This is a genomic window from Microbacterium oxydans, from assembly GCF_000956525.1.
Classification (GTDB): Bacteria; Actinomycetota; Actinomycetes; order Actinomycetales; family Microbacteriaceae; genus Microbacterium; species Microbacterium oxydans_A.
Genome location: NZ_JYIW01000026.1, coordinates 1,014,611 through 1,034,049 on the forward strand (window position 1 = coordinate 1,014,611; position 19,439 = coordinate 1,034,049).

A 19,439-nucleotide genomic window follows, 5' to 3' on the forward strand; every position below is an offset into this window, starting at 1 on the left:
CGGTCACGCGCTCACCGCCGGCACTGTATGGATTCGACAGGGATGCACCCGGCGCTGCGTGTCGGCGCAGTGCGATTCGACCTGCGCGGTGAAGCTCGACGCAGACATGCCCCGCGCCGCGTCGGCGACGCGTCGCAGGAACGCCGACCGTGCTTCATCGTCGAGCGGATGCTGATGTGCGATGCGGTAGTCGCTCTTCGCGAGCGTCTTGGACACGATCACCAGTCGCGCGCCGGCGAGTGTCTCGGGAGCCGCGCCTTCGATCAATCCCTGCTGCACCGCGACCTGATACGCGGCGAGCTGTGCGTGCTCGAGCACGCCGGAGTCGTTCTCGGGGTCGGTCTTCCCGGTCTTGAGATCGACGACCACCGACCGCTCACCACCTGCGCCGGGGCCCATCTCGACCCAGCCGCGGCCGCGGGAATGCGCGTGCTCTCCCCCACTCGCCGGATACGCCTCGACCCGGTCGATGTACCCGCTCACCACGGCGCGAGGGCCGATGTCCTCCTCATCGACCTCGCGCACCTCTGGCGGCGCGGTGTCATCGCCGAGGGCCACCGCGAAGTCGAAGCGCGCCTCGCTGCCGAGCACCCGCCCGCCGTCGGCGCGCACGTCGCCGAGGTAGGTGTGCAGCCGGTCGACGAACAGGTCGGCACGTCGTCGCTCCTTCCGGCCGATCCACTCCGTCTCGAAGTCGAGCTCGGGCCAGTGCTCAGCGACGATCGCACGCATCTGCTCGAGGTCGCCGTGCGGCACCTTCTCCATCGCCTCATGCACGATCGTGCCGATACCGGCGGTCGGCGGCATGACGGTGTCACCGCCGAGGGCCGACACCACCCAGTTCAACCCGCACTCCTCGTACGACTCCATCTTGGACGGCGACACGCGCGCACCGTCGACCGCGAGGTCTCGCAGCGGGGCCGCGGTCGAGGTCGGCGTCACGCCGTACCAGTCAGCGGGCGCCGCGCCTGGAACACCTTCGCTCGCCAGCACCGCGAGCTCCTCCGCCGAGTGCCGCCGCGCGGCCTCCGAGGTCGAGGTCGTGAGCACCCGACGATTGCGGGCGACGAGACCGCGCAAGGTGAGCGGATGCTCCGCCGACGCGTGCCTCTCCGGTGGCTCCGGCGGCGGGAGGAAGCCGAAGAACGCACTCGGCGTCGCGTCGTCATCGTCGACCGCCGTGATGAGCAGTCGAGCGCGAGCACGCGAGATCGCCCGGACGAACAGCCGCAACTCGTCGTGCAGCGCACCACGTCGACGGTCGAGCGGCGTCGGCGGCTCGACCACCGCTCCGGTGCGCGCAGCCGTGAGGGCGTCGGGGAGCCGCCAGGTCTGCAGCATGCCGCCGCGCAGCCGCACGTTGGGCCACACGCCGTCCTGCACCCCGGCGACCACGACGGCATCGAACTCGGTACCGAGCGCCGTGGCGGGTGTGAGCAGTGCCACCTTCCCTGGACGGTCCGGGGTCGACAGGGAGTCCTCGGGCACCTCGCTGTCGAGGACGTCACGCACGAACACATCGGGGCGCTCGTTCGGTGTGCGCTCGACGAACCGCTTCGCCGCGTCGAACAGCGAGACCAGCGCGTCCAGCGCTCTCGCCGTCTCGGCGCCGGTCGGCTGCAGCGAGATCTCGCGCCATGCCACGTGCAATCGCCGTCCGTCGACTGCCCGCGCCTGGTCCCACACCCGCCAGAGCAGGTCGTGGATGGTCTCGCCGGCGGCCGCGGCGACGCCCAGCTCGGCGACGGTGTCGGCGAAGCGCGCAGCCGTGCGTGACTCCTGCGCATCGATGAGCGTGAAGTGCGCCGGCCGCACCATGGCATGCCGCAGAAGCTCACGAGCGGGCGTCGATCCACCCTGCTCGAGCTCGATGTGACGCAGGCGGGCCCTGAGACGTCGAAGGCCGATCGCGTCCATCCCGCCGAACGGCGTTCGCAGCGCCTCCTCCCACTCCAGAGACGTCCGCTCATCCGGCGGCGTGAGCGCGAGTCTGATGATCCCGACGATGTCGCGCACGATCCCCTCGCTGCCGAGCGGTCGCTGCACACCGGCCGCCCTGGTGGGGATCTCTCGGGCGGCGAGCTCGGTCTCGAGTTGCGTGACCTGTCTGGTGTCGTGCGCGATGACAGCCATCCGATCCCACCGGATGCCGGCGGACAGATGCCACTCGCGCATGACGCCCGCGATCCGGTCGAGCTCCTCGTACGGCGACGGCGCGATGAACGTCGACACGACTGGGTCGCCGCTCTGCTCCGACTCCGGGATCGGAACCGGCGCCCGTCTGTGATCGACACGACCGGAGACGCCGATCGCCTGCGTCACGGTGCGGGTGAGGGCGGTGAGCGCCGGCTTCTGCCGATGTGGGCCGTCGAGCACGTGCACCTCGCCCAGCGCACCGGCGAGCTGGGCGAACAACTCAGGGCTCGCCCCCCGGAACGCGCCCGACGAGATGTCGGGGTCTCCGAACGCGAGCACGGCGACGCCGCGGGCCCTGAGCGCACGCACCACGGCGATCCCACCGCGGGTGAGCTCCTGGGCGTCGTCGATCAGCACCACGCGCAACGGTGCCAGCGGACCGAGCGTGGCTGCATCCGCCGTCGTCAGGATCGCGCTCGCCTCGCTCAGCAGATCGGCCGCGTCGCGATGGGCTGACCTCAGCGCATCGAGCACCGAGCGATACTCGACGAGGAAGTCCGCCGTCGCCGCCCAGACCGGATCTCCCGCTGCGCGCAGCTCGTCAGGATGCGCGCCCAGCTCGGTGCATTCGGCCAGGAATGCCCGCAGCTCCGAGCGGAATCCCTTCGAGGCACGCACCGAGGCGCTCAGCGCCTCCGGCCAGGCGATGCGACCGTCATCGGCGTCGCCGGCGAGCAGCTCGGCGATGATGCGGTCCTGGTCGGCACCCGTGAGCAGCGCGGGTGGCTCGGCGCCGGCTCGCACCATGGCTCCGCGCACGAGCTGGAATGCGAAGGACCCGAGCGATCGCGCGAGCGGACCGGGCGTCGCCTGCCCGATGCGCACGCCGATGCGGTCGCGCAGCGCCGTCGCCGCCTGACGGCTCGGGGTCAGCACGAGCACCTCCTCCGGCTGCAATCCATCGGTGTCGAGCAGCCGCACCACGCGGTCGACGAGCGCTCGGGTCTTGCCGGTACCGGGGGCGCCGATGATGACGCCGGAAGCCTCCACCGCTGCGGAGACGACGTCTCGCTGCGCGGCATCCTCTGTCATGGCATCCACGCTAGCCCGACCCGCGGACATCGCTCCGCGCGGCATCCGCGGGTCAGCACCCCGCCTGTGCGCTCACGGCGAAACGGACCATCGCGACGGGCCCCGCGTCAGACGCCCGCGATAGAGTTGGGCCAGTCTCGACCGACGACTCCTCCGGAGCGACCGGTCGCCCCGAATCACAAGGAGCACGCGTGGAAATCCGCATCGGCATCATCAACACCGGCCGCGAGCTGAGCTTCGACACCGGCAGCAGCGCGGAAGACGTGCGCACCCAGGTCGCGACGGCGCTCGAGCAGAACACCCCGCACGTGAGCTTCTCCGACGTCAAGGGCAACTCCTACATCGTCCCGACCGCGAACCTGGCCTACATCGAACTGGGCACCGAGGAATCGCGTCGCGTCGGCTTCGTCGCCTGATCCGACCGTGTACATCCTCCTCGCGCTCATCGGCGCGTGCGTCCTCGGCATCGCAGCGCATTTCCTGATCGGCGGGCGCGAGCTGCGCGGGGTGGCGTTCACCCCGGCGATCGCGACCGCTGCAGCTGCCGTGGTCTACACCGCTCTGCAGTGGGGCGGCGTCGGCGAGGGCGACCCGCTGCTCTGGCTCGCGAGCGTGCTCGGCGGCGTCGTGATCGCAGCCGCCGGCACCGCGATCGTGGTGTCGGCTCGTCGCCGATCGGATGCATCGGCGAAGGCCGCACTGGGGATCTGACCCCACCACGATGAGCGCGGCGCGCACCCTGCGGTGGATCAGGATCTGCATCGCGATCCTGATGTTCGGTCTCGTGGTGAGCGGCGTGACCGCTTTCCCCCTTCGCGCCGAACTCACGTTCGGCTCCGAGCTGCTGCACTCCACGCCGATGGTCTCGTGGTTCCCCGACGCGGTCGGCTGGGTCGACCGCGTCGCGGCCGCGCTGACCGATGTCGACGGGCGATACCCGTTCATCTCCTACGGCACCGATTGGCTCGCCTACGCGCACCTCGTGCTCGCCGTGGTGTTCATCGGTCCGCTCATCGACCCGGTGCGCAACATCTGGGTCACGCAGTTCGGCGTCATCGCCTGCATCGGCATCGTGCCGCTCGCCGTGATCGCCGGCAGCATCCGTGGCATCCCGCTCGGCTGGCAGCTGATCGACATCTCGTTCGGCGTGCTCGGGGCGATCCCGCTCGTCATCGCGTGGCGACTCACACGCCGACTCGAACGGCTCTCGGAACCGCAGATCCGAGACACCGCGCGACCTGGCCGAGCTCGCTAGGAGGCGAGCCCCATCGCGTCCATGCGACGAGCATGGGCGCCCATGAGCTCGGTGTAGACCGGCTCGATGCGCTCCTCGTCGACGGCGAGCAGTTCGGGTCGCAGCGCCGAGCGGCACACCAGGATCGTGTCACCCACCAGACGTCGCGCCCACATCGACAGCAGGGACCGCCACTCCTCGTCGCTCTCGATCGTCTCCTGGATGATCGCGACGATCTCGTGACGCGCGTCGTCCTCGCGCAGGATCGATGCGACCTGTCGTCCTGGCTCCCCGTAACTGGAGGCGAGCGCGAGATAGAAGTCGTCGAGCATGCCGGCCGTGATGTACACGGCGAGAAGCGTCTCACGCGGACGGGCGCCGATCGTCTTGCGCCGGAACGCGTCGAGGTTCTCCCGGAACGGCAGCATCAGCTGTGTCGGGTCGTCGCCGCGCTCGGTGATCAGCTCGACGATCGCGCGGTGCTTCGTGAGCGTCGCCCCAGCCGCCCGTGACAGGGACTCCTTCTCGGAGAGCTCCGGCGTCGCGCGGATCAGACGGGTCAGCGTCTCGAAATAGCCCAGCTGCAGATAGGCGGCCTGGCCGAGGAACCGCGGCAGCTCGGGGGCCAGCTCGGCGAAGTCGACGCGGGTCGCGTCGCCCTGGTCGCCGCGACTGCGCAGTGCCAGGGTTCGCCGAGGGGCATCATCGCGCTGCCAGAACCACTTGACCACGAGGCCTCCCTACCCAGTTCGCTCCGTCGTTCACAATACTCGTGCGGCAGGCCTCTTCCGGCGCTCCGCACCCCCTCGGGTAGGCTGGGCGTGTCCCCGCCGTCGGAGCGGGGCCCGCGCCTGTGGCACAAGAGACGGCGTGGATCGTTTACGTGGCGGTCTTTGCGAGATCGCCGGACAGGCAATCTGAATACAGTGACTACTTTCTCTGATCTGGGAGTCGATCAGGACATCGTCGACGCGCTCGCCGCGAAGGGCATCGTCGACGCATTCCCCATCCAGGAGCAGACCATCCCCCTCGGTCTTCCCGGCCAGGACATCATCGGCCAGGCGAAGACCGGAACGGGCAAGACCTTCGGCTTCGGCATCCCGGTCGTCCAGCGTCTCGGCAAGGACCCGGAGCACGGCGTCAAGGCCCTCATCGTCGTCCCGACCCGCGAGCTCGCGGTGCAGGTCTACGAGGACATCGACCTGCTCACCAGCAACCGCTCCACCAGCGTCGTCGCGATCTACGGCGGCAAGGCGTACGAGGGCCAGATCGACCAGCTCAAGGCCGGCGCGCAGATCGTCGTCGGAACCCCCGGCCGTCTGATCGACCTCGCAGGTCAGCGTCTGCTCGATCTCTCCAACGCGACCGAGGTCGTGCTCGACGAGGCCGACAAGATGCTCGACCTCGGCTTCCTGGCCGACATCGAGAAGATCTTCCAGAAGGTCCCCGCGGTCCGCCACACGCAGCTGTTCTCGGCGACGATGCCGGGGCCGATCGTCGCGCTGGCGCGTCGCTTCATGACCAACCCGATCCACATCCGCGCGACCGATCCCGACGAGGGCCTCACGCAGGCCAACATCAAGCACCTCGTCTACCGCGCGCACTCGATGGACAAGGACGAGATCATCGCCCGCATCCTGCAGGCGGAGGGTCGCGGCAAGACCGTGATCTTCACGCGCACCAAGCGTGCGGCGCAGCGTCTCGTCGACGAGCTCGGTGACCGCGGATTCAACGTCGGTGGCGTGCACGGCGACATGGGCCAGGATCAGCGCGAGCGCTCGATGGCGGCGTTCAAGGCGGGCAAGCGCGACGTCCTCGTGGCCACCGACGTCGCCGCCCGCGGTATCGACGTCGATGACGTGACGCACGTGATCAATCACACGATCCCCGACGAGGACAAGACGTACCTCCACCGCGCCGGCCGCACCGGCCGCGCCGGGAAGACGGGCATCGCGGTGACCTTCGTCGACTGGGAGGACCTGCACAAGTGGGCCCTGATCAACCGCGCGCTCGAGTTCGGTCAGCCAGAGCCGGTGGAGATCTATTCGTCGAGCCCGCAGCTGTTCGAGGACCTCGACATCCCCCAGGGCACGAAGGGCCGGCTGACGACGGCTCCCAAGGCCGAGGCGAAGCCGCCGCGCACCCCTCGCCCCGAGCGGGCTGCGGATGCCGCTGAAGAGGGCACCGATGAAGGCGGCACTCGTCGTCGGCGTCGCCGTCGCGGGGGCTCGAACCCCGTCGGCTCGACGTTCGCCGATGGCGCTCCCGCCGAGAACTCGGGCGAGGGCGACAACCAGTCTGCCGACCGCAGCGCCGATGGCGCCGGCACGCACGACGGGGCAGGCAAGGAGCACCACGACGGAAAGCCGGCGCCGGCGCGTCGTCGCCGTCGTCGTCGCGGCGGATCCGGCGCAGGAGCCGCTCCGGCGGTCGGGGCCTGATCGAGTCTGATCGACATCACAGAGGGGCGGATGCTGCGGCATCCGCCCCTCTGTCGTCTCTCCGCGTCCTGTGGCTGCCACGACCGTCGGACAGCATGGACGCCGGCACCTGCGGCGGGTACACCCAGGTGACCAGCACCACCGAGATGATCATCAGCAGGAACCACGACACGAGCTTGCTCGGTGACACCAGCTGCCAGCCGTCCGCCTGGTCCGGGTACATCCAGGCGCCGGCCCAGGTGCCGATGTTCTCCGCGAGGTAGATGAACCCCGCGACACCGGCGAAGACCGCAAGCAGCGGCAGCTTCAGTGTCCGCCGCCAGACCCGAGCGTGCATGACGGTGCGTGCCCAGAGCACCACCACCGCGGCGAGCAGCACCCACCGCACGTCCCACCAGAAGTGGTGCGTGAAGAAGTTCAGGTAGATCGCCGCGGCCACGACCGCCGTGAGCCACCGACGGGGATACCGGTCGAACCCGAGATCGAAGAGTCGATACACGCGCACCATGTACGAGCCGACCGCGGCATACATGAAGCCGCTGAACAGCGGGACGCCACCGATACGAAGGATGCCGTCCGCGGCATACGCCCACGATCCGACGTCGGTCTTGAACAGTTCCATCACGGTGCCGGTGAGGTGGAACAGCACGATGACCCAGAGCTCGCGTCCGCTCTCGAGGCGGAACACGAGCATCCCAAGCTGGATCACCACGGCCGCGATCGTCAGGGCGTCGTTGCGCGCGACCGCGGCATCGTCGGGATACCAGAACCGCGCCGCGACGATCACCGCCAGCAGCGCGGCGCCGAAGATGCACGCCCACGCCTGCTTGAGCAGGAAGACCGCCACCTCGATCAGGGCGGCGCGGACGCCGTTCGCCGGAGCGTCGTGCAGCAGCCGATGGGCGATGGCGTCGACGCGGAGTTCGAGAGAGGTCGCCCGTTGCATGCCTCGGAACGTATCAGCGGCTCCCGGCGAACGAGCAGGGAGCCGGCCGACAGATCGCCGTGCGTCGGCAGGTCAGGGGTATCGCGGAGCAGTGCCGGTGGCACGCGCGATGATCCGCTCGACCATGTCGTCCGTCGTGGTGTTCTCACCCGGCCAGTTGGGCTTGCCCGAGCCGTGGTAGTCGCTCGATCCGGTCGCGATCAGGTCGTGCCGCGCTGTGATCTCCCGCAGCAGCCGCTTCCCCGCCTCCGTGTTCTCGCGGTGGTCGATCTCGAAGCCGGCGAGTCCGGCGGCGATCAGTCGCTCGATGAACGGCACCGGCATCATCCGATCCCGGCCGGAGGTCACGGGGTGGGCGATGATCGCCACGCCCCCCGCATCCGCGATCAGCTGCACGGCGGTCAGCGGGTCGGGCGCGTAGTGCGGCTCGTAGTACCCCTCACGCGGGTGCAGGATGCCGTCGAAGGCGGCGCTGCGGTCCGCGACGATCCCCCTGGCGACCAGCGCGTCGGCGATATGCGGGCGGCCGACCGTGGCATCCCCCACCGTCTGATCGACCACATCCGACCACTGCAGGTCGTAGTCGCGGCCGATGTTGCGGACGATGCGCTCGGCCCGACCGATCCGGTCCTCCCTGATGCGTTCCGTCTCGGCACGCAGCGCGGCGTCGTCCGGATCGAAGAGGTACCCGAGCACGTGCACGCTGCGCCACTCGTGCTTCGCCGAGAGCTCCATGCCGGGCAGGAACGTCATTCCGAGCATCCCGGCTGCCTCGCCGGCCTCGCCCCACCCGCTCGTCCGGTCGTGATCCGTGAGGGCGACCGTGCGCAGCCCGTGCGCGTGGGCCTGCCGGATCACCTCGCCGGGGGCCTCCGTGCCATCGGAGTGGTTGGAGTGCAGGTGCAGGTCTGCTGGACCCGCAAACCGGCGGGGGTGATCTTCGGCCATCCTCCGAGCGTACCGAGCGTCGCGCACGGCGGACGCGAACACCCCGACCACGGCCGCGCGAGGCAGGGACTTCACAGCCACTTCTCCTACCCTGGAGGGGATGCTTCGACTCCTGGGGATCCTGTTCACCGTGCTGCTCGCGATCGCGACGGCGGTGCTGGTGTGGCCGCAGTTCTTCCGTCTGGAGCAGACCTATCCGTTCGCCCAGCTGGTGTCTGTGCGCGGCCTGGTGATCGGCGGTCTGCTGGTGGTCGCGGTGCTCGCGCTGCTGCTCCTGCTCATCCGTCCGCTGCGAGGGTTCGCCGCCTCGGTGCTGATCATCGCGCTGCTCGGGGCCGGCGCATCCGGCATCATCGGGGCGACTCGCGGCTTCGGCACGACCGCGCTGCCGGAGAAGACCGACAGCAGCGTCCGCGTGCTCACCTGGAACACCGCAGGAGAAGCCGTCTCCGCCGAGACCATCGCGCAGGAGATCCTCGACCAGAGTGCCGACATCGTCGCTCTCCCCGAGACCACCGAGGCCGTCGGCGAGCGCATCGCCATCATGCTGCGCGAGCAGGGGCATCCGATGTGGGTGCACCATGTGCAGTTCCGTCCCGATGTGCAGGACGGCCCGCAGTCCTGGCAGACCACCGTGCTCGTCTCGCCCGAACTCGGCGAGTACTCGGTGATCCAGTCATCGGAGGATGGCTCGAGCAACACCGGCTCGGTGCCGAGCGTCGTGCTGATGCCGATCGACGGCACCGGCCCGACCATCGTCGCGGTGCACGCGGTCGCTCCTCGCATGGAGGAGATGGAGCAGTGGAAGTCCGACCTCGACTGGATCGCCGACCAGTGCCCGCAGGGCGACGTGATCCTCGCCGGTGACTTCAACGCCACGATCGACCACATGGCGACGCTGGGTGTCGACGGCGGAGACATGGGCTACTGCCGTGACGTGGCCTCTCGCACCGGCAACGGGCTCGCCGGTACCTGGCCGAGCTCGCTCCCTGCCCTGGCAGGCGCCCCCATCGATCACGTGATGGCATCGCCGAACTGGACGCCGACCGGATCGATCGTCCGTGAGGACGCCGCCGGCAGCGACCACCGTGCGCTCGTCGTGCAGCTCGAGCCGGCCGGCTGAGCTCCCGCCCGCAGCCACCAGGTGACAGACTGGAGGGATGAGCACCGCAGAACGCGACACGATCGCCGAGCCCACCGTCGAGAACAGCACCACGAACCGCAAGCAGCCCTTCCCCCGCGGTTTCCTCGACACGATCTCGACCGGCTGGGCCGAACGCCCTGAGACGCTCCCCGCCCCGCGCCCGCAGGCTGCGTATGCGGCCGTGCGCCGCGCTGCCCTCTCTGCCGCGTTCCCCGGCACTCGTCTGGTGATCCCCGCCGGCTCGCTCAAGCAGCGCAGCAACGACACCGACTACGTGTTCCGCGCGCACTCTGCGTTCGCGCACCTGACCGGCTGGGCCTCCGACTCCGAGCCCGACTCCGTGCTGGTCTTCGAGCCGACCGACGGCGGCCACGACATCACGCTGTTCTTCCGTGAGCGCGCCGACCGCACCACCACCGAGTTCTATGCGGACGCGACGGTCGGGGAGTTCTGGATCGGACCGCGCCCTTCGCTCGCCGGCGTCGCAGCAGATCTCGGCATCGCGACAGACCACCTCGCCGCATTCGCCCCGGTCGAGGGGGAGCTCGTGCTCGACGAGAGCGAGGATCTCACCCGGGTGGTCTCCGAGCTGCGTCTGATCAAGGACGAGTACGAGATCGCCGAACTCCGCCGCGCTGTGGAGATCACGGCGAACGGCTTCGACGACATCATCCGCGAACTGCCGGCGGCCGTCGCGCATGCGCGCGGTGAGCGCGTCGTGGAGGGCGTCTTCCACCGCCGGGCCCGCGAGGACGGCAACGGTGAGGGCTACGACACGATCGCCGCCTCCGGCTCGCACGCGTGCTACCTGCACTGGACCCGCAACGACGGCACGGTGGTCCCCGGAGACCTGATCCTGGTCGATGCGGGCGTCGAGACCGACAGCCTGTACACCGCGGACATCACCCGCACGCTCCCCGTCTCCGGCACGTTCACCGAGGTGCAGCGCCGGGTCTACGAGACCGTGCGCGAGGCTGCGGATGCGGCCTTCGCCGCCGCGCAGATCGGCGTGCGCTTCCGCGACGTGCACGCCGCTGCGATGACCGTGATCGCCGCTCGCGTCGCCGAGTGGGGTCTGCTGCCGGTGACGGCGGACGAAGCCCTCGACGCCGACAAGGGCGGACAGCACCGCCGCTACATGGTGCACGGCACCTCCCACCACCTCGGCATCGACGTGCACGACTGCGCACAGGCCCGACGGGAGATGTACTACGACGGCATCCTGGCTCCCGGCATGGTCTTCACGATCGAGCCCGGCCTGTACTTCCAGATCGACGACCTCACGGTTCCTGCCGAGCTGCGCGGCATCGGCGTGCGCATCGAGGACGACATCCTGATGACGGAGGACGGCCCGGTGAACCTCTCCGCCGACATCCCGCGCACCGCTGACGAGGTCGAGGCATGGATCGCGCGGACGCAGCGCTGATCCCACCCCCATGCACGAGGGCGAGCTCACGCTCGACGACGAGCTCGCACGGGCGCTGATCGCCGACTCCTTCCCGGAACTCGGCGGTCAGGGCCTGCGGCGCGTGCACGCTGCCGGCACCGTGAACACGATCGTCCGCGTCGGCGTGGACCTCGTCGCGCGGTTCCCGTTGGCGGCCGCGACGCGTGAGGACCTCGCCGCGGAGGCCGCAGCCATGAGCGCGTTCGCCGCAGTCTGCCCCTTTCCGACGCCTCGCCCCTATGGCATCGGCAGCGGGAGCGAGCGCTATCCGTCCGCGTGGACGATGCAGACGTGGGTGCCGGGTGAGACCGCCCGACTCGACGCGCACACCGGCTCGCCATCGCTGGCGATCGACCTCGCCGAGCTGATCCTCTCGCTGCGTGCGGTCGAGGCGGACGGCCGTGTGTTCGACGGACAGGGCAGGGGCGGTGATCTCCGCGATCACGACGCGTGGGTCGACACCTGCCTGTCGAAGAGCGGGCATCTGCTGAACGTCTCGCGCACCGCGGCGCTGTGGCAGGCGCTCCACGACCTCCCGCGATCAGGACCCGATGCGATGAGCCACCGCGACCTGACCCCCTTCAATCTGCTGGTCGAGCGGCGATCGGGAGACGACCGACTCGCCGGCGTGCTCGACAGCGGGAGCTTCGGCCCGGTCGACCGAGCGCTCGATCTCGTCGGCGCCTGGCACCTGTTCGATTCCGGGCCGCGGGCGCTCCTGCGCGATCGTGTCGCTGCGACCGAGATCGAGTGGCGCCGCGGCGCTGCCTGGGCGCTGCAGCAGGCGATCGGGCTCGGCTGGTACTACGAACGGTCGAATCCCGCGATGGCTGCACTCGGTCTCTCGACGATCAGGCGATTGCTCGCCGATGCGGAGTTGTCGGCGCTGCTCAGCCGAGGATGAAAGCAGCGACGATCGGCGCGATGGAAGCCCCCGCCTCGGCCGCCGACCGTTTGACACCCTTGATCTCGAAGCTGTGCCCACCGCCGTCGATCCACGCGACGCGCGCATCCTGACAGGTCTCGACGACGCCTTCGAACTGCTCGAGCGGCTGGATGAACGGGTCGTTCGAGCCCTCGACGAACAGCTGCGGAACGACGATGGCCGGTAGATGCTCGGCGCGCGGCTTCTCGGGCTTGCCTGGCGCATGGAGCGGGTAGCCGAGGTATGCGAGACCGTTCACGGAGAGTCCCTCTGCGACCGCCATCGACGCCATCCGGCCGCCGTAGGACTTGCCGACCGCCCAGATGCGAGCAGCGGGGTCGATCGCGCGCGCGAACTCGACCACCGCGTTCCACGTCGCGACGGCATGCGCAGCGGGCCCCGGCATACGGCGCCCTTGTTCGACGTAGGGGAAGTTGAAGCGGAGCGTCGAGAACCCGAGGGCGGCGAGCGCCTCTGCGAAGCCGATCAGGAACGGGTGATCCTTCCCTGCCCCGGCTCCGTGCGCGATGATCACGATCTCGCCGTTCGTGCCCGGCGTCCAGTCCCCCGAGGCCGTCGAGGTCCCCGCGGGCAGTTCGACGGTGACCTGGACGGTCACGCTCGGAGGAACGGGATGGCGAAGGGCACGCGCATGGCCGCACCGGACGAGACGCGCACAGTTCCCATGATCACGAGCACCACGTGCACGATCGAGATCGCGAAGTAGATCGTGATCGGGATGCCGATCGGGAAGAAGCCGGTCGCGCCCGAGCTTCCGGAGAGCGAGAAGAGCACGACGACGTGCAGCACGAGCAGCAGCGTCGAGATCATCAGGTAGGTGAGGCCCCAGTTCAGCGCGGAGCGGGCGTTCTCGCGGGCGGGGCCGCCGGCACGTCTGGACGCTCCACCGCTCACCGCCATGGCGATGCCGGAGGCCAACCCGCCGAGGAAGGGGAACGGGATGAAGATCAGGAAACCGAGGACCCACGGGAGGAGCCCGCGCGGCGGCGTGACCGGCGGATATCCCGGTGCCGGGTAGCCCGGTGCCGGATATCCCGGTGCGATGTACCCGGGCGCCGGAGAGGGCGAACCGGGTGCCTGGAATGCCGGCGCCTGATAGGCCGGTGCCTGGTGGGCCGGCACCATGGGCGGCGTCATCGGCGCCGAAGCCGCGGGAGGCGGCGGCGGCGGAGCCGCGGGACCGGCGAACCGCTGTTCGGGCGCGGGATCGGCGGGAGTGGTCATCGAGCCGCGCCCTGCTCACCCTCCGGGCCGGTCACGGCGCCGGGCTCGCCTTCGGGAATCGGCGCGCTGGTGGGTTCAGGGGCAACCGGCGGAACGGCGGGAGCGGGCGCGGCGGCAGGAGGCGCTGCCGGACGGGGCGGCACCGGAGCACCGCCGGCAGGCTGCCCGACACCCCCGACAGGGATCCGCTCGCCGTAGCGCGGCGGTTCGTCGAGGTTGACCGGCGGACGTACCGGCTCCGGCCGAACGGCTCCGAGCACCTGACGTGCCTTGCCGAGCGACGCTGGCATCACCGTCACCTCGTAGTGATCGGCGGCGAACTGCGTGACGCTGGCGAAGTCGCGGCGACGGCGAACGATCGCGTAGGTCACGAGGCTCAACAGCATCCCGACAGCGACACCGATGAAGACGAACCCGACGAAGAGCTGGATCGGCACCTCGGGGTTGCCCAGCACGAGGATCGCCGCGAGGAACAGGCCGATCAGCACGCCGTTGATCGCGCCGGAGCGAGCGGCTGCTGCGTAGCCGAGCTTGCCGGTGACGCGCTCGATGGTGCGAACGCTCTGGCCGACGATCGCGATGTCGCGCGCCGGCACCTCCCCCGCGATCAGCTTGGAGACGGTCTTCTGGGCCGCCTCGTAGTCGCGCATCGACGCGACCATCTCGCCGGTGTCGTTGCTGTTCGCTGGTCGATTGAGCATGCTCATCCGGCTATTCTTCCACGCCCCACCAGCCGGGCGTCGGGAACCGACGACGGGGAGGTCACCACGACCCCCGCGCACTACGCTGGAAGCGTGAGCACACAACGGGTATTCGCCGCGCGCCTGGCAGGTTGCGCCGTCTTCGACCCCGTGGGCGACCGGCTCGGCAAGGTCCGTGACGTCGTCATCGTGTACCGAAGTACCGCGGCGCCGCGCGTGATCGGACTCGTCGTCGAGATCCCCGGCCGCCGGCAGGTGTTCCTCTCGATCGGCCGTGTCACGTCGATCCGTTCCGGGCAGGTCATCACCACCGGTCTCATCAATGTGCGCCGCTTCTCGCCACGCGCCGGAGAGGTGCGGGTGCTCGCCGAGCTGCTCGGGCGCCGCGTGACCTTCGCCGACGGCACCGGAACCGGCGTGATCGAGGACGTCGCGATCGAGCCGAACCGCCTCGGCGAATGGGCAGTGAGCCAGCTCTTCCTCCGTCGCCCCAAGACGAGCGCCTCGCCGTTCGCGAAGGGCCCGACCACCTTCGCCGCGTGGAGCGAGGTCGCCGAGCAGCGCGCCCCGGGCGAATCGCAGTCCGCGGAGCAACTGGTCGCGTCATACTCCGAACTGCACGCCGCCGACCTCGCGAACACGCTCCTCGACCTGCCGCAGCAGCGCATGATCGAGGTCGCAGAGGAACTCTCCGATGATCGTCTCGCCGACGCCATGGAGGAGATGCCGGAGGACGAGCAGGTGCACATCCTCGACCGTCTCGGCGACGAGCGCGCCGCCGACATCCTCGACCAGATGGAGCCGGATGACGCGGCCGACCTGCTCGCCCAGCTCGCGCCCGATCGCCTGGAGCACCTGCTCGAGCTGATGGAGCCGGAAGAGGCGGAGGACGTCAGGATGCTGCTGCGCTATGCGCCGGACACCGCCGGCGGTCTGATGACGCCCGAGCCGATCATCCTGTCGGCGGACGCCACGGTCGCCGAGGCGCTCGCGTTGATCCGTCGACATGAACTGCACCCGGCGCTCGCGGCCGCCGTGTTCGTCACGCTCCCGCCCTTCGAGACGCCGACCGGGCGTCTGCTCGGGATGGTGCACTTCCAGCGGATGCTGCGCTACCCGCCGCATGAGCGTCTGGGCGCGATCATGGACGACAGTCTGGAGCCGGTGCCGGTCACGGCATCCGCCGCCGAGGTCGCGAGGATGCTGGCGAGCTACGACCTGGTCTCGCTTCCCGTGATCGATGTGGCGCACCGACTGGTCGGCGCGATCAGCATCGACGATGTGCTCGACTATCTGCTCCCCGACGACTGGCGCTCGCACGACGAGGACGACAACATCGCGCCCGCGAAGGAGGTGCGCTGATGGCCCGCTCCCCCGGCCTCGATGCGCCCCTCGGTCGCGGAACGACTCGCGTCCGTCCGACCTCGCGCGACCGCTTCGGCCGCTTCACCGAGTGGGTCGCCCGCGCGATGGGCACCCCGGCGTTCCTCTTGATCCTGACCATGTTCTGCGTGCTCTGGATCATGTGGAACACCCTGCTGCCGGACGAGCTGCGCTTCGACGATGCCGCCCTCGGCTTCACCGCTCTGACCCTCATGCTGTCGCTGCAGGCCTCCTACGCTGCACCGCTCATCCTGCTCGCACAGAACCGTCAGGACGATCGCGACCGGGTGCAGATCGAACAGGACCGTCAGCGTGCGGAGCGCAATCTCGCGGACACGGAATACCTCGCCCGCGAGATCGTCGCTCTGCGCCTGTCTCTCGAAGAGCGCAACTCGCAGGTCGTGACGCGCGATGTGCTGCGGCATGAGTTGAAAGCACTGCTCGCCGAGCTCGAGGAATCGAACGAGAAGCCGTCCTCCGACGGCGCCTCAGCATGACCACCGCCGACAGCGTGCGTGCGGCGGTCGCAGCCGTCACCGATCCGGAGCTCCGGCGTCCGATCGGCGATCTCGACATGGTCCGCGACATCACGGTCGACGGCGGGCGCGCGAACGTGGGGATCGTGCTGACCATCGTCGGCTGCCCAGCGGCCGATCGCATCGAGACCGACGTCCGCAACGCAGCGGCATCCGTCGCCGGAATCGACGAGGTCGACGTCGAGGTCGGCGTCATGACACCTGCCGAGCGTAAGGCGCTCACCGAGAAGCTGCGTGACGGACGCCCTGCGCGGCAGATGCCGTTCGGCCCCGACTCGCTCACCCGTGTGATCCTGGTCTCGAGCGGCAAGGGCGGCGTCGGCAAGTCGACCGTCACCGCGAATCTTGCTGTTGCGCTCGCCGAGCAGGGGCTCGCGGTCGGGCTCGTCGACGCCGATGTGCACGGCTTCTCGATCCCCGGGCTCCTCGGCATCCCGTCCGGTACGCAGCCGACGCGCATCGACGACCTGATGCTGCCCCCGGTCGCGCACGGCGTGAAGACCATCTCGATCGGGATGTTCCTGCGCGACGGCGAGGCGGTCGTCGCCTGGCGCGGGCCGATGCTGCACCGCACCGTCTCGCAGTTCCTCACCGATGTGTTCTTCGGAGACCTCGACATCCTGCTGATCGACATGCCGCCGGGCACCGGCGACATCGCGATCTCGATCGGACAGCTGCTGCCGCACGCCGAGGTGCTCGTCGTCACCACACCGCAGACCGCCGCCGCCGACGTCGCGATCCGCAGCGGGCTGGTCGCTCGCCAGACCGGGCAGCGCGTGATCGGCGTCATCGAGAACATGGCGGCGTTCTCGCTGCCGGACGGCACCGTGATCGATCTCTTCGGCTCCGGCGGCGGCACGGCGGTCGCCGAGGCGCTGTCCGAATCGGGTGACGTCGTGCCGATGCTCGCATCGATCCCCCTGAGCCCGGCGCTCAGGTCCGGCGGCGATGCGGGTGAGCCCGTGGTGCTCGGCGATCCGACGGATGCCGCAGCCACCGCAATCAGGGCTGTCGCCAGGACCCTGTCACGACGCGGCCGCAGTCTCGCCGGACGCTCCCTGCCGCTGTCTCCTCGGTGACCCGCACGTCGAACTGATACTCACGGCTGAGTGCCGCTGAGCGCCGAGTGCCGCTCAGGACGAGCCGGCACCGGAGCCGGGCGCCTGCGCGCTGTCCGCCGCGAACTCGCCGCCGAATGCACGTCGGCTCGCGCGACGGCGAGCCGCGACGAGGCGCAGGGCGCGGATGCCGAGGATGATGCCGAGCAGCACGGCCACGAGCGGGCAGACGATCGCACCGAACGCCAGCACCGAGCCGATCGCGAAATCGGCACCGCCCGTGCGTCCGAGGCCGATGTCGCCGGCACCGAACGCATCGCCGGCGACCAGGAACTCGCCATCGTACGTCTGCAGGGAGTCCGTGCAGACCACGAGGTACTCGCCGGCGGTCGGTGCCGTGAACCGCGAGACCTGCTCGAAGCCCCATTTCGGCGTCATCCACCAGAGCGTGTCACTCCAGGTGAGTGACGGTCCGCCGTGTTGGCCGACCGCATCGCCGCTCGGGGCCGTGACCGCGCACGACATGGTCCCCAGGGTCGGCGAGATGCCGCGTCCCCAGATCCCCACGCGTGCTCCCGCATCGAGCTGCACAGCTGCGGGGCTCGATCCGATCGGCTGAGCGCTGGCAGCATCCACGGACGCGGTGATCGGGAGCACCCACAGAATCCAGATGAGGGCACCGATGACAGCGCAGCACACGGCCCCTGCGACTGCGATGCGATCGCGGTCGGTGAAGCGCGTCGGCCGAGCCGCTCGGATCACGTCGCTTCGAGGTCGTACGGCGGCTTGTTCGTCGCCGAGAACTCCTGCGGCGCCCGCGAGACGGCGGGTTCAGCGATCGTCGTCTGCGCTGCGGCAGCCGCGGCCGCAGGTGCAGGCGTCTCGAGCAGGGCTTCGCGGATGATTCGCCGAGGGTCGTACTGACGCGGGTCGAGCTTGCGCCAGTCGACGTCGTCCATCTCCGGACCCATCTCGTCGCGCATCCGGGTCTTGGTGTCGCGAAGATATTCGCCGGCCTTGCGGACCATGCGCGCGAAGCCCTCGGCGACCTTCGGAAGGCGATCCGGGCCGACGATGAGCACCACGATGAGACCGATCAGCATCAGCTTCTCGAAGGTGAGCCCGAATTGCATCTGTCCAGGCTACCGCCGCGCCTGCGCTCCCGGTGCACACCGAACGAATATCCTGGGAACACCACAGGTCATCGAGGAGACACGGTATGAGCGAACATGACGCGAACGCGCGGTTCATCCGCGAGTCCATCGTCGAACCCGACTCCATCGCCCGTGCGCGCGCGCACGCGGTCGAGCTGGGGGCCGCGCCGATCAGCGCAGCCGTCGGCTCGCAGATCGCGGTGCTCGCCGCCGCGACGAACGCCAGGTCGATCGTCGAGATCGGCACCGGCGCCGGCGTGTCAGGCCTCTGGCTGCTCCGGGGCGCACCGCAGGCGGTGCTGACCTCGATCGACAACGAGCCGGAGCATCTCGCCGCGGCACGCCAGGCGTTCTCCGACGCGAAGATCCCCTCGACCAGGGCGCGGTTCATCACCGGGCGCGCAGCCGATGTGCTCCCGCGCATGAACGAGGCGTCCTACGACATCGTCCTGGTCGACGCCGACCCCGAGAACGTGATCGACTACGTGTCGCATGGACTCCGTCTCGCCCGCGCCGGCGGCATGGTGCTCGTGCCGCGCGTGCTCGCCGGCGGACGCGTGGCCGACCCGGTGCAGCGCGACGAGATCACCTCGGCGTACCGCTCGCTCGTGCAGGAGACGCAGGAGTCCTCGGCGGTGTTGGCCACGGTCTCCCCCGTCGGCGAGGGGCTGTTGCAGCTGATCAGCATCGCGGATCGCGACTGATCGGAGCGGGACCGGCCTCCGCAGGGCCCACAGACCGAAGAGAAGGGCGACGGATCGGTTGATCCGTCGCCCTTCTCGGATCCTCGTGGAGGGATCCGGGTCGATCAGGCGGGTGCCACGACGGCTGCAAGCACGTCGTGAAGCTCCTTGGCCTCGGCGTCGTTCACTGAGACGACAAGTCTGCCGCCGCCTTCGAGCGGAACGCGCACGATGATGAGTCGCCCTTCCTTTACGGCCTCCATGGGTCCGTCTCCGGTCCTCGGCTTCATCGCTGCCATCGTGGCTCCTTTTCCTCGGTGGTATGTGATGAGTTTATCGGGTACGACGGGTACCTGGACGTCACGT

The 19,439-nt window shown here is 69.6% G+C and carries 21 protein-coding genes; 11 read left to right on the forward strand and 10 right to left on the reverse strand.

Going from position 1 to position 19,439, the window contains the following annotated elements; all coding sequences use genetic code 11:
* Nucleotides 1-3: 3 nt before the first annotated feature.
* A complete protein-coding gene (locus RS83_RS17465; RefSeq protein ID WP_045280695.1) occupies nt 4-3,228 on the reverse strand; it encodes an ATP-dependent helicase in 3,225 nt (1,074 codons plus the stop codon).
* A gap of 191 nt (nt 3,229-3,419) precedes the next feature.
* On the opposite strand from RS83_RS17465, the gene RS83_RS17470 reads away from it, so the two are divergent.
* The 3 genes from RS83_RS17470 to RS83_RS17480 are packed head-to-tail and all read left to right on the forward strand — an operon-like array spanning nt 3,420 to nt 4,483.
* Complete coding sequence (locus tag RS83_RS17470; protein WP_045280696.1) at nt 3,420-3,644, forward strand: DUF3107 domain-containing protein; 225 nt, start codon at nt 3,420-3,422, stop codon at nt 3,642-3,644.
* Nucleotides 3,645-3,651: 7 nt separating this feature from the next.
* Entirely contained in the window at nt 3,652-3,939 is a 288-nt protein-coding gene (locus tag RS83_RS17475) for a hypothetical protein (protein WP_045280697.1), read from the forward strand.
* A gap of 10 nt (nt 3,940-3,949) precedes the next feature.
* Nucleotides 3,950-4,483 carry a hypothetical protein gene (locus RS83_RS17480; protein ID WP_045280698.1) on the forward strand — a complete coding sequence of 178 codons (534 nt, stop codon included), beginning with the start codon at nt 3,950-3,952 and terminating at the stop codon, nt 4,481-4,483.
* Here RS83_RS17480 and RS83_RS17485 read toward each other — a convergent pair.
* Nucleotides 4,480-5,193 (reverse strand): ferritin-like fold-containing protein, encoded by a 714-nt coding sequence (locus RS83_RS17485; RefSeq protein WP_045280699.1) that lies wholly within the window; start codon nt 5,191-5,193, stop codon nt 4,480-4,482. The two genes, RS83_RS17480 and RS83_RS17485, sit on opposite strands and share 4 nt — an antisense overlap.
* Nucleotides 5,194-5,388: 195 nt before the next feature.
* Here RS83_RS17485 and RS83_RS17490 point away from each other — a divergent pair, with 195 nt between their 5' ends.
* Nucleotides 5,389-6,903 carry a DEAD/DEAH box helicase gene (locus RS83_RS17490; protein WP_045280700.1) on the forward strand — a complete coding sequence of 505 codons (1,515 nt, stop codon included), beginning with the start codon at nt 5,389-5,391 and terminating at the stop codon, nt 6,901-6,903.
* Between the two features lie 16 nt (nt 6,904-6,919).
* Here the strand turns inward: RS83_RS17490 and RS83_RS17495 are convergent, their stop codons facing one another.
* Together RS83_RS17495 and RS83_RS17500 are read right to left on the reverse strand one after the other, a co-directional pair.
* Nucleotides 6,920-7,849, reverse strand: coding sequence for a DUF817 domain-containing protein (locus tag RS83_RS17495; RefSeq protein ID WP_045280701.1), 930 nt, complete (start codon nt 7,847-7,849; stop codon nt 6,920-6,922).
* A gap of 72 nt (nt 7,850-7,921) precedes the next feature.
* On the reverse strand, nt 7,922-8,797 hold the full coding sequence (locus RS83_RS17500) for a PHP domain-containing protein (protein WP_045280953.1): 876 nt from the start codon (nt 8,795-8,797) through the stop codon (nt 7,922-7,924).
* Nucleotides 8,798-8,897: 100 nt separating this feature from the next.
* Between RS83_RS17500 and RS83_RS17505 the strand changes: the two genes are divergently transcribed.
* Genes RS83_RS17505 through RS83_RS17515 form a run of 3 tightly spaced genes read left to right on the forward strand, consistent with a single transcriptional unit; the run spans nt 8,898 to nt 12,292 of the window.
* A complete protein-coding gene (locus RS83_RS17505; protein WP_045280702.1) occupies nt 8,898-9,920 on the forward strand; it encodes an endonuclease/exonuclease/phosphatase family protein in 1,023 nt (340 codons plus the stop codon).
* 37 nt (nt 9,921-9,957) lie between these two features.
* Nucleotides 9,958-11,367 carry an aminopeptidase P family protein gene (locus RS83_RS17510; RefSeq protein ID WP_045280703.1) on the forward strand — a complete coding sequence of 470 codons (1,410 nt, stop codon included), beginning with the start codon at nt 9,958-9,960 and terminating at the stop codon, nt 11,365-11,367.
* 10 nt (nt 11,368-11,377) lie between these two features.
* On the forward strand, nt 11,378-12,292 hold the full coding sequence (locus tag RS83_RS17515; RefSeq protein ID WP_045280704.1) for a phosphotransferase: 915 nt from the start codon (nt 11,378-11,380) through the stop codon (nt 12,290-12,292).
* Here the strand turns inward: RS83_RS17515 and RS83_RS17520 are convergent.
* Genes RS83_RS17520 through RS83_RS17530 form a run of 3 tightly spaced genes read right to left on the reverse strand, consistent with a single transcriptional unit; the run spans nt 12,279 to nt 14,265 of the window.
* On the reverse strand, nt 12,279-12,932 hold the full coding sequence (locus RS83_RS17520; protein ID WP_052679169.1) for an alpha/beta fold hydrolase: 654 nt from the start codon (nt 12,930-12,932) through the stop codon (nt 12,279-12,281). The genes RS83_RS17515 and RS83_RS17520 overlap by 14 nt on opposite strands.
* Nucleotides 12,929-13,558 carry a DUF4870 domain-containing protein gene (locus RS83_RS17525; protein WP_156153245.1) on the reverse strand — a complete coding sequence of 210 codons (630 nt, stop codon included), beginning with the start codon at nt 13,556-13,558 and terminating at the stop codon, nt 12,929-12,931. Before RS83_RS17525 ends, RS83_RS17520 begins: the two co-directional genes overlap by 4 nt.
* On the reverse strand, nt 13,555-14,265 hold the full coding sequence (locus RS83_RS17530; RefSeq protein WP_045280705.1) for a general stress protein: 711 nt from the start codon (nt 14,263-14,265) through the stop codon (nt 13,555-13,557). Before RS83_RS17530 ends, RS83_RS17525 begins: the two co-directional genes overlap by 4 nt.
* Before the next feature lie 87 nt (nt 14,266-14,352).
* On the opposite strand from RS83_RS17530, the gene RS83_RS17535 reads away from it, so the two are divergent.
* The 3 genes from RS83_RS17535 to RS83_RS17545 are packed head-to-tail and all read left to right on the forward strand — an operon-like array spanning nt 14,353 to nt 17,257.
* Nucleotides 14,353-15,621 carry a magnesium transporter MgtE N-terminal domain-containing protein gene (locus tag RS83_RS17535; RefSeq protein ID WP_045280706.1) on the forward strand — a complete coding sequence of 423 codons (1,269 nt, stop codon included), beginning with the start codon at nt 14,353-14,355 and terminating at the stop codon, nt 15,619-15,621.
* Complete coding sequence (locus tag RS83_RS17540; RefSeq protein WP_045280707.1) at nt 15,621-16,139, forward strand: DUF1003 domain-containing protein; 519 nt, start codon at nt 15,621-15,623, stop codon at nt 16,137-16,139. Before RS83_RS17535 ends, RS83_RS17540 begins: the two co-directional genes overlap by 1 nt.
* A complete protein-coding gene (locus tag RS83_RS17545; RefSeq protein WP_045280708.1) occupies nt 16,136-17,257 on the forward strand; it encodes an Mrp/NBP35 family ATP-binding protein in 1,122 nt (373 codons plus the stop codon). The genes RS83_RS17540 and RS83_RS17545 overlap by 4 nt, the downstream gene beginning before the upstream one ends.
* A gap of 54 nt (nt 17,258-17,311) precedes the next feature.
* Here RS83_RS17545 and RS83_RS17550 read toward each other — a convergent pair whose 3' ends face one another.
* Together RS83_RS17550 and RS83_RS17555 are read right to left on the reverse strand one after the other, a co-directional pair.
* Nucleotides 17,312-17,998, reverse strand: coding sequence for a hypothetical protein (locus RS83_RS17550; RefSeq protein ID WP_045280709.1), 687 nt, complete (start codon nt 17,996-17,998; stop codon nt 17,312-17,314).
* Nucleotides 17,995-18,369, reverse strand: a complete 375-nt coding sequence (locus RS83_RS17555; protein WP_045280710.1) for a twin-arginine translocase TatA/TatE family subunit — start codon at nt 18,367-18,369, stop codon at nt 17,995-17,997. Before RS83_RS17555 ends, RS83_RS17550 begins: the two co-directional genes overlap by 4 nt.
* Before the next feature lie 86 nt (nt 18,370-18,455).
* On the opposite strand from RS83_RS17555, the gene RS83_RS17560 reads away from it, so the two are divergent.
* Entirely contained in the window at nt 18,456-19,094 is a 639-nt protein-coding gene (locus RS83_RS17560) for an O-methyltransferase (protein ID WP_045280711.1), read from the forward strand.
* A gap of 104 nt (nt 19,095-19,198) precedes the next feature.
* On the opposite strand, the gene RS83_RS18635 is transcribed toward RS83_RS17560, so the two are convergent.
* Nucleotides 19,199-19,372: a DUF3117 domain-containing protein gene (locus RS83_RS18635; protein WP_017203323.1), complete on the reverse strand. Its 174-nt coding sequence runs from the start codon at nt 19,370-19,372 to the stop codon at nt 19,199-19,201.
* Nucleotides 19,373-19,439: the final 67 nt, after the last annotated feature.

Excerpts from the sequence above, each read along its gene's own strand:
- RS83_RS17500 (WP_045280953.1), bottom strand. The coding sequence starts at position 8,797 with ATGGCCGAAGATCACCCCCGCCGGTTTGCGGGTCCAGCAGACCTGCAC.
- RS83_RS17540 (WP_045280707.1), top strand. The coding sequence starts at position 15,621 with ATGGCCCGCTCCCCCGGCCTCGATGCGCCCCTCGGTCGCGGAACGACT.
- RS83_RS17495 (WP_045280701.1), bottom strand. The coding sequence starts at position 7,849 with ATGCAACGGGCGACCTCTCTCGAACTCCGCGTCGACGCCATCGCCCAT.
- RS83_RS17465 (WP_045280695.1), bottom strand. The coding sequence starts at position 3,228 with ATGACAGAGGATGCCGCGCAGCGAGACGTCGTCTCCGCAGCGGTGGAG.
- RS83_RS17560 (WP_045280711.1), top strand. The coding sequence starts at position 18,456 with ATGAGCGAACATGACGCGAACGCGCGGTTCATCCGCGAGTCCATCGTC.
- RS83_RS17530 (WP_045280705.1), bottom strand. The coding sequence starts at position 14,265 with ATGAGCATGCTCAATCGACCAGCGAACAGCAACGACACCGGCGAGATG.
- RS83_RS17525 (WP_156153245.1), bottom strand. The coding sequence starts at position 13,558 with ATGACCACTCCCGCCGATCCCGCGCCCGAACAGCGGTTCGCCGGTCCC.
- RS83_RS17515 (WP_045280704.1), top strand. The coding sequence starts at position 11,378 with ATGCACGAGGGCGAGCTCACGCTCGACGACGAGCTCGCACGGGCGCTG.
- RS83_RS17545 (WP_045280708.1), top strand. The coding sequence starts at position 16,136 with ATGACCACCGCCGACAGCGTGCGTGCGGCGGTCGCAGCCGTCACCGAT.
- RS83_RS18635 (WP_017203323.1), bottom strand. The coding sequence starts at position 19,372 with ATGGCAGCGATGAAGCCGAGGACCGGAGACGGACCCATGGAGGCCGTA.
- RS83_RS17555 (WP_045280710.1), bottom strand. The coding sequence starts at position 18,369 with ATGCAATTCGGGCTCACCTTCGAGAAGCTGATGCTGATCGGTCTCATC.
- RS83_RS17480 (WP_045280698.1), top strand. The coding sequence starts at position 3,950 with ATGAGCGCGGCGCGCACCCTGCGGTGGATCAGGATCTGCATCGCGATC.
- RS83_RS17505 (WP_045280702.1), top strand. The coding sequence starts at position 8,898 with ATGCTTCGACTCCTGGGGATCCTGTTCACCGTGCTGCTCGCGATCGCG.
- RS83_RS17510 (WP_045280703.1), top strand. The coding sequence starts at position 9,958 with ATGAGCACCGCAGAACGCGACACGATCGCCGAGCCCACCGTCGAGAAC.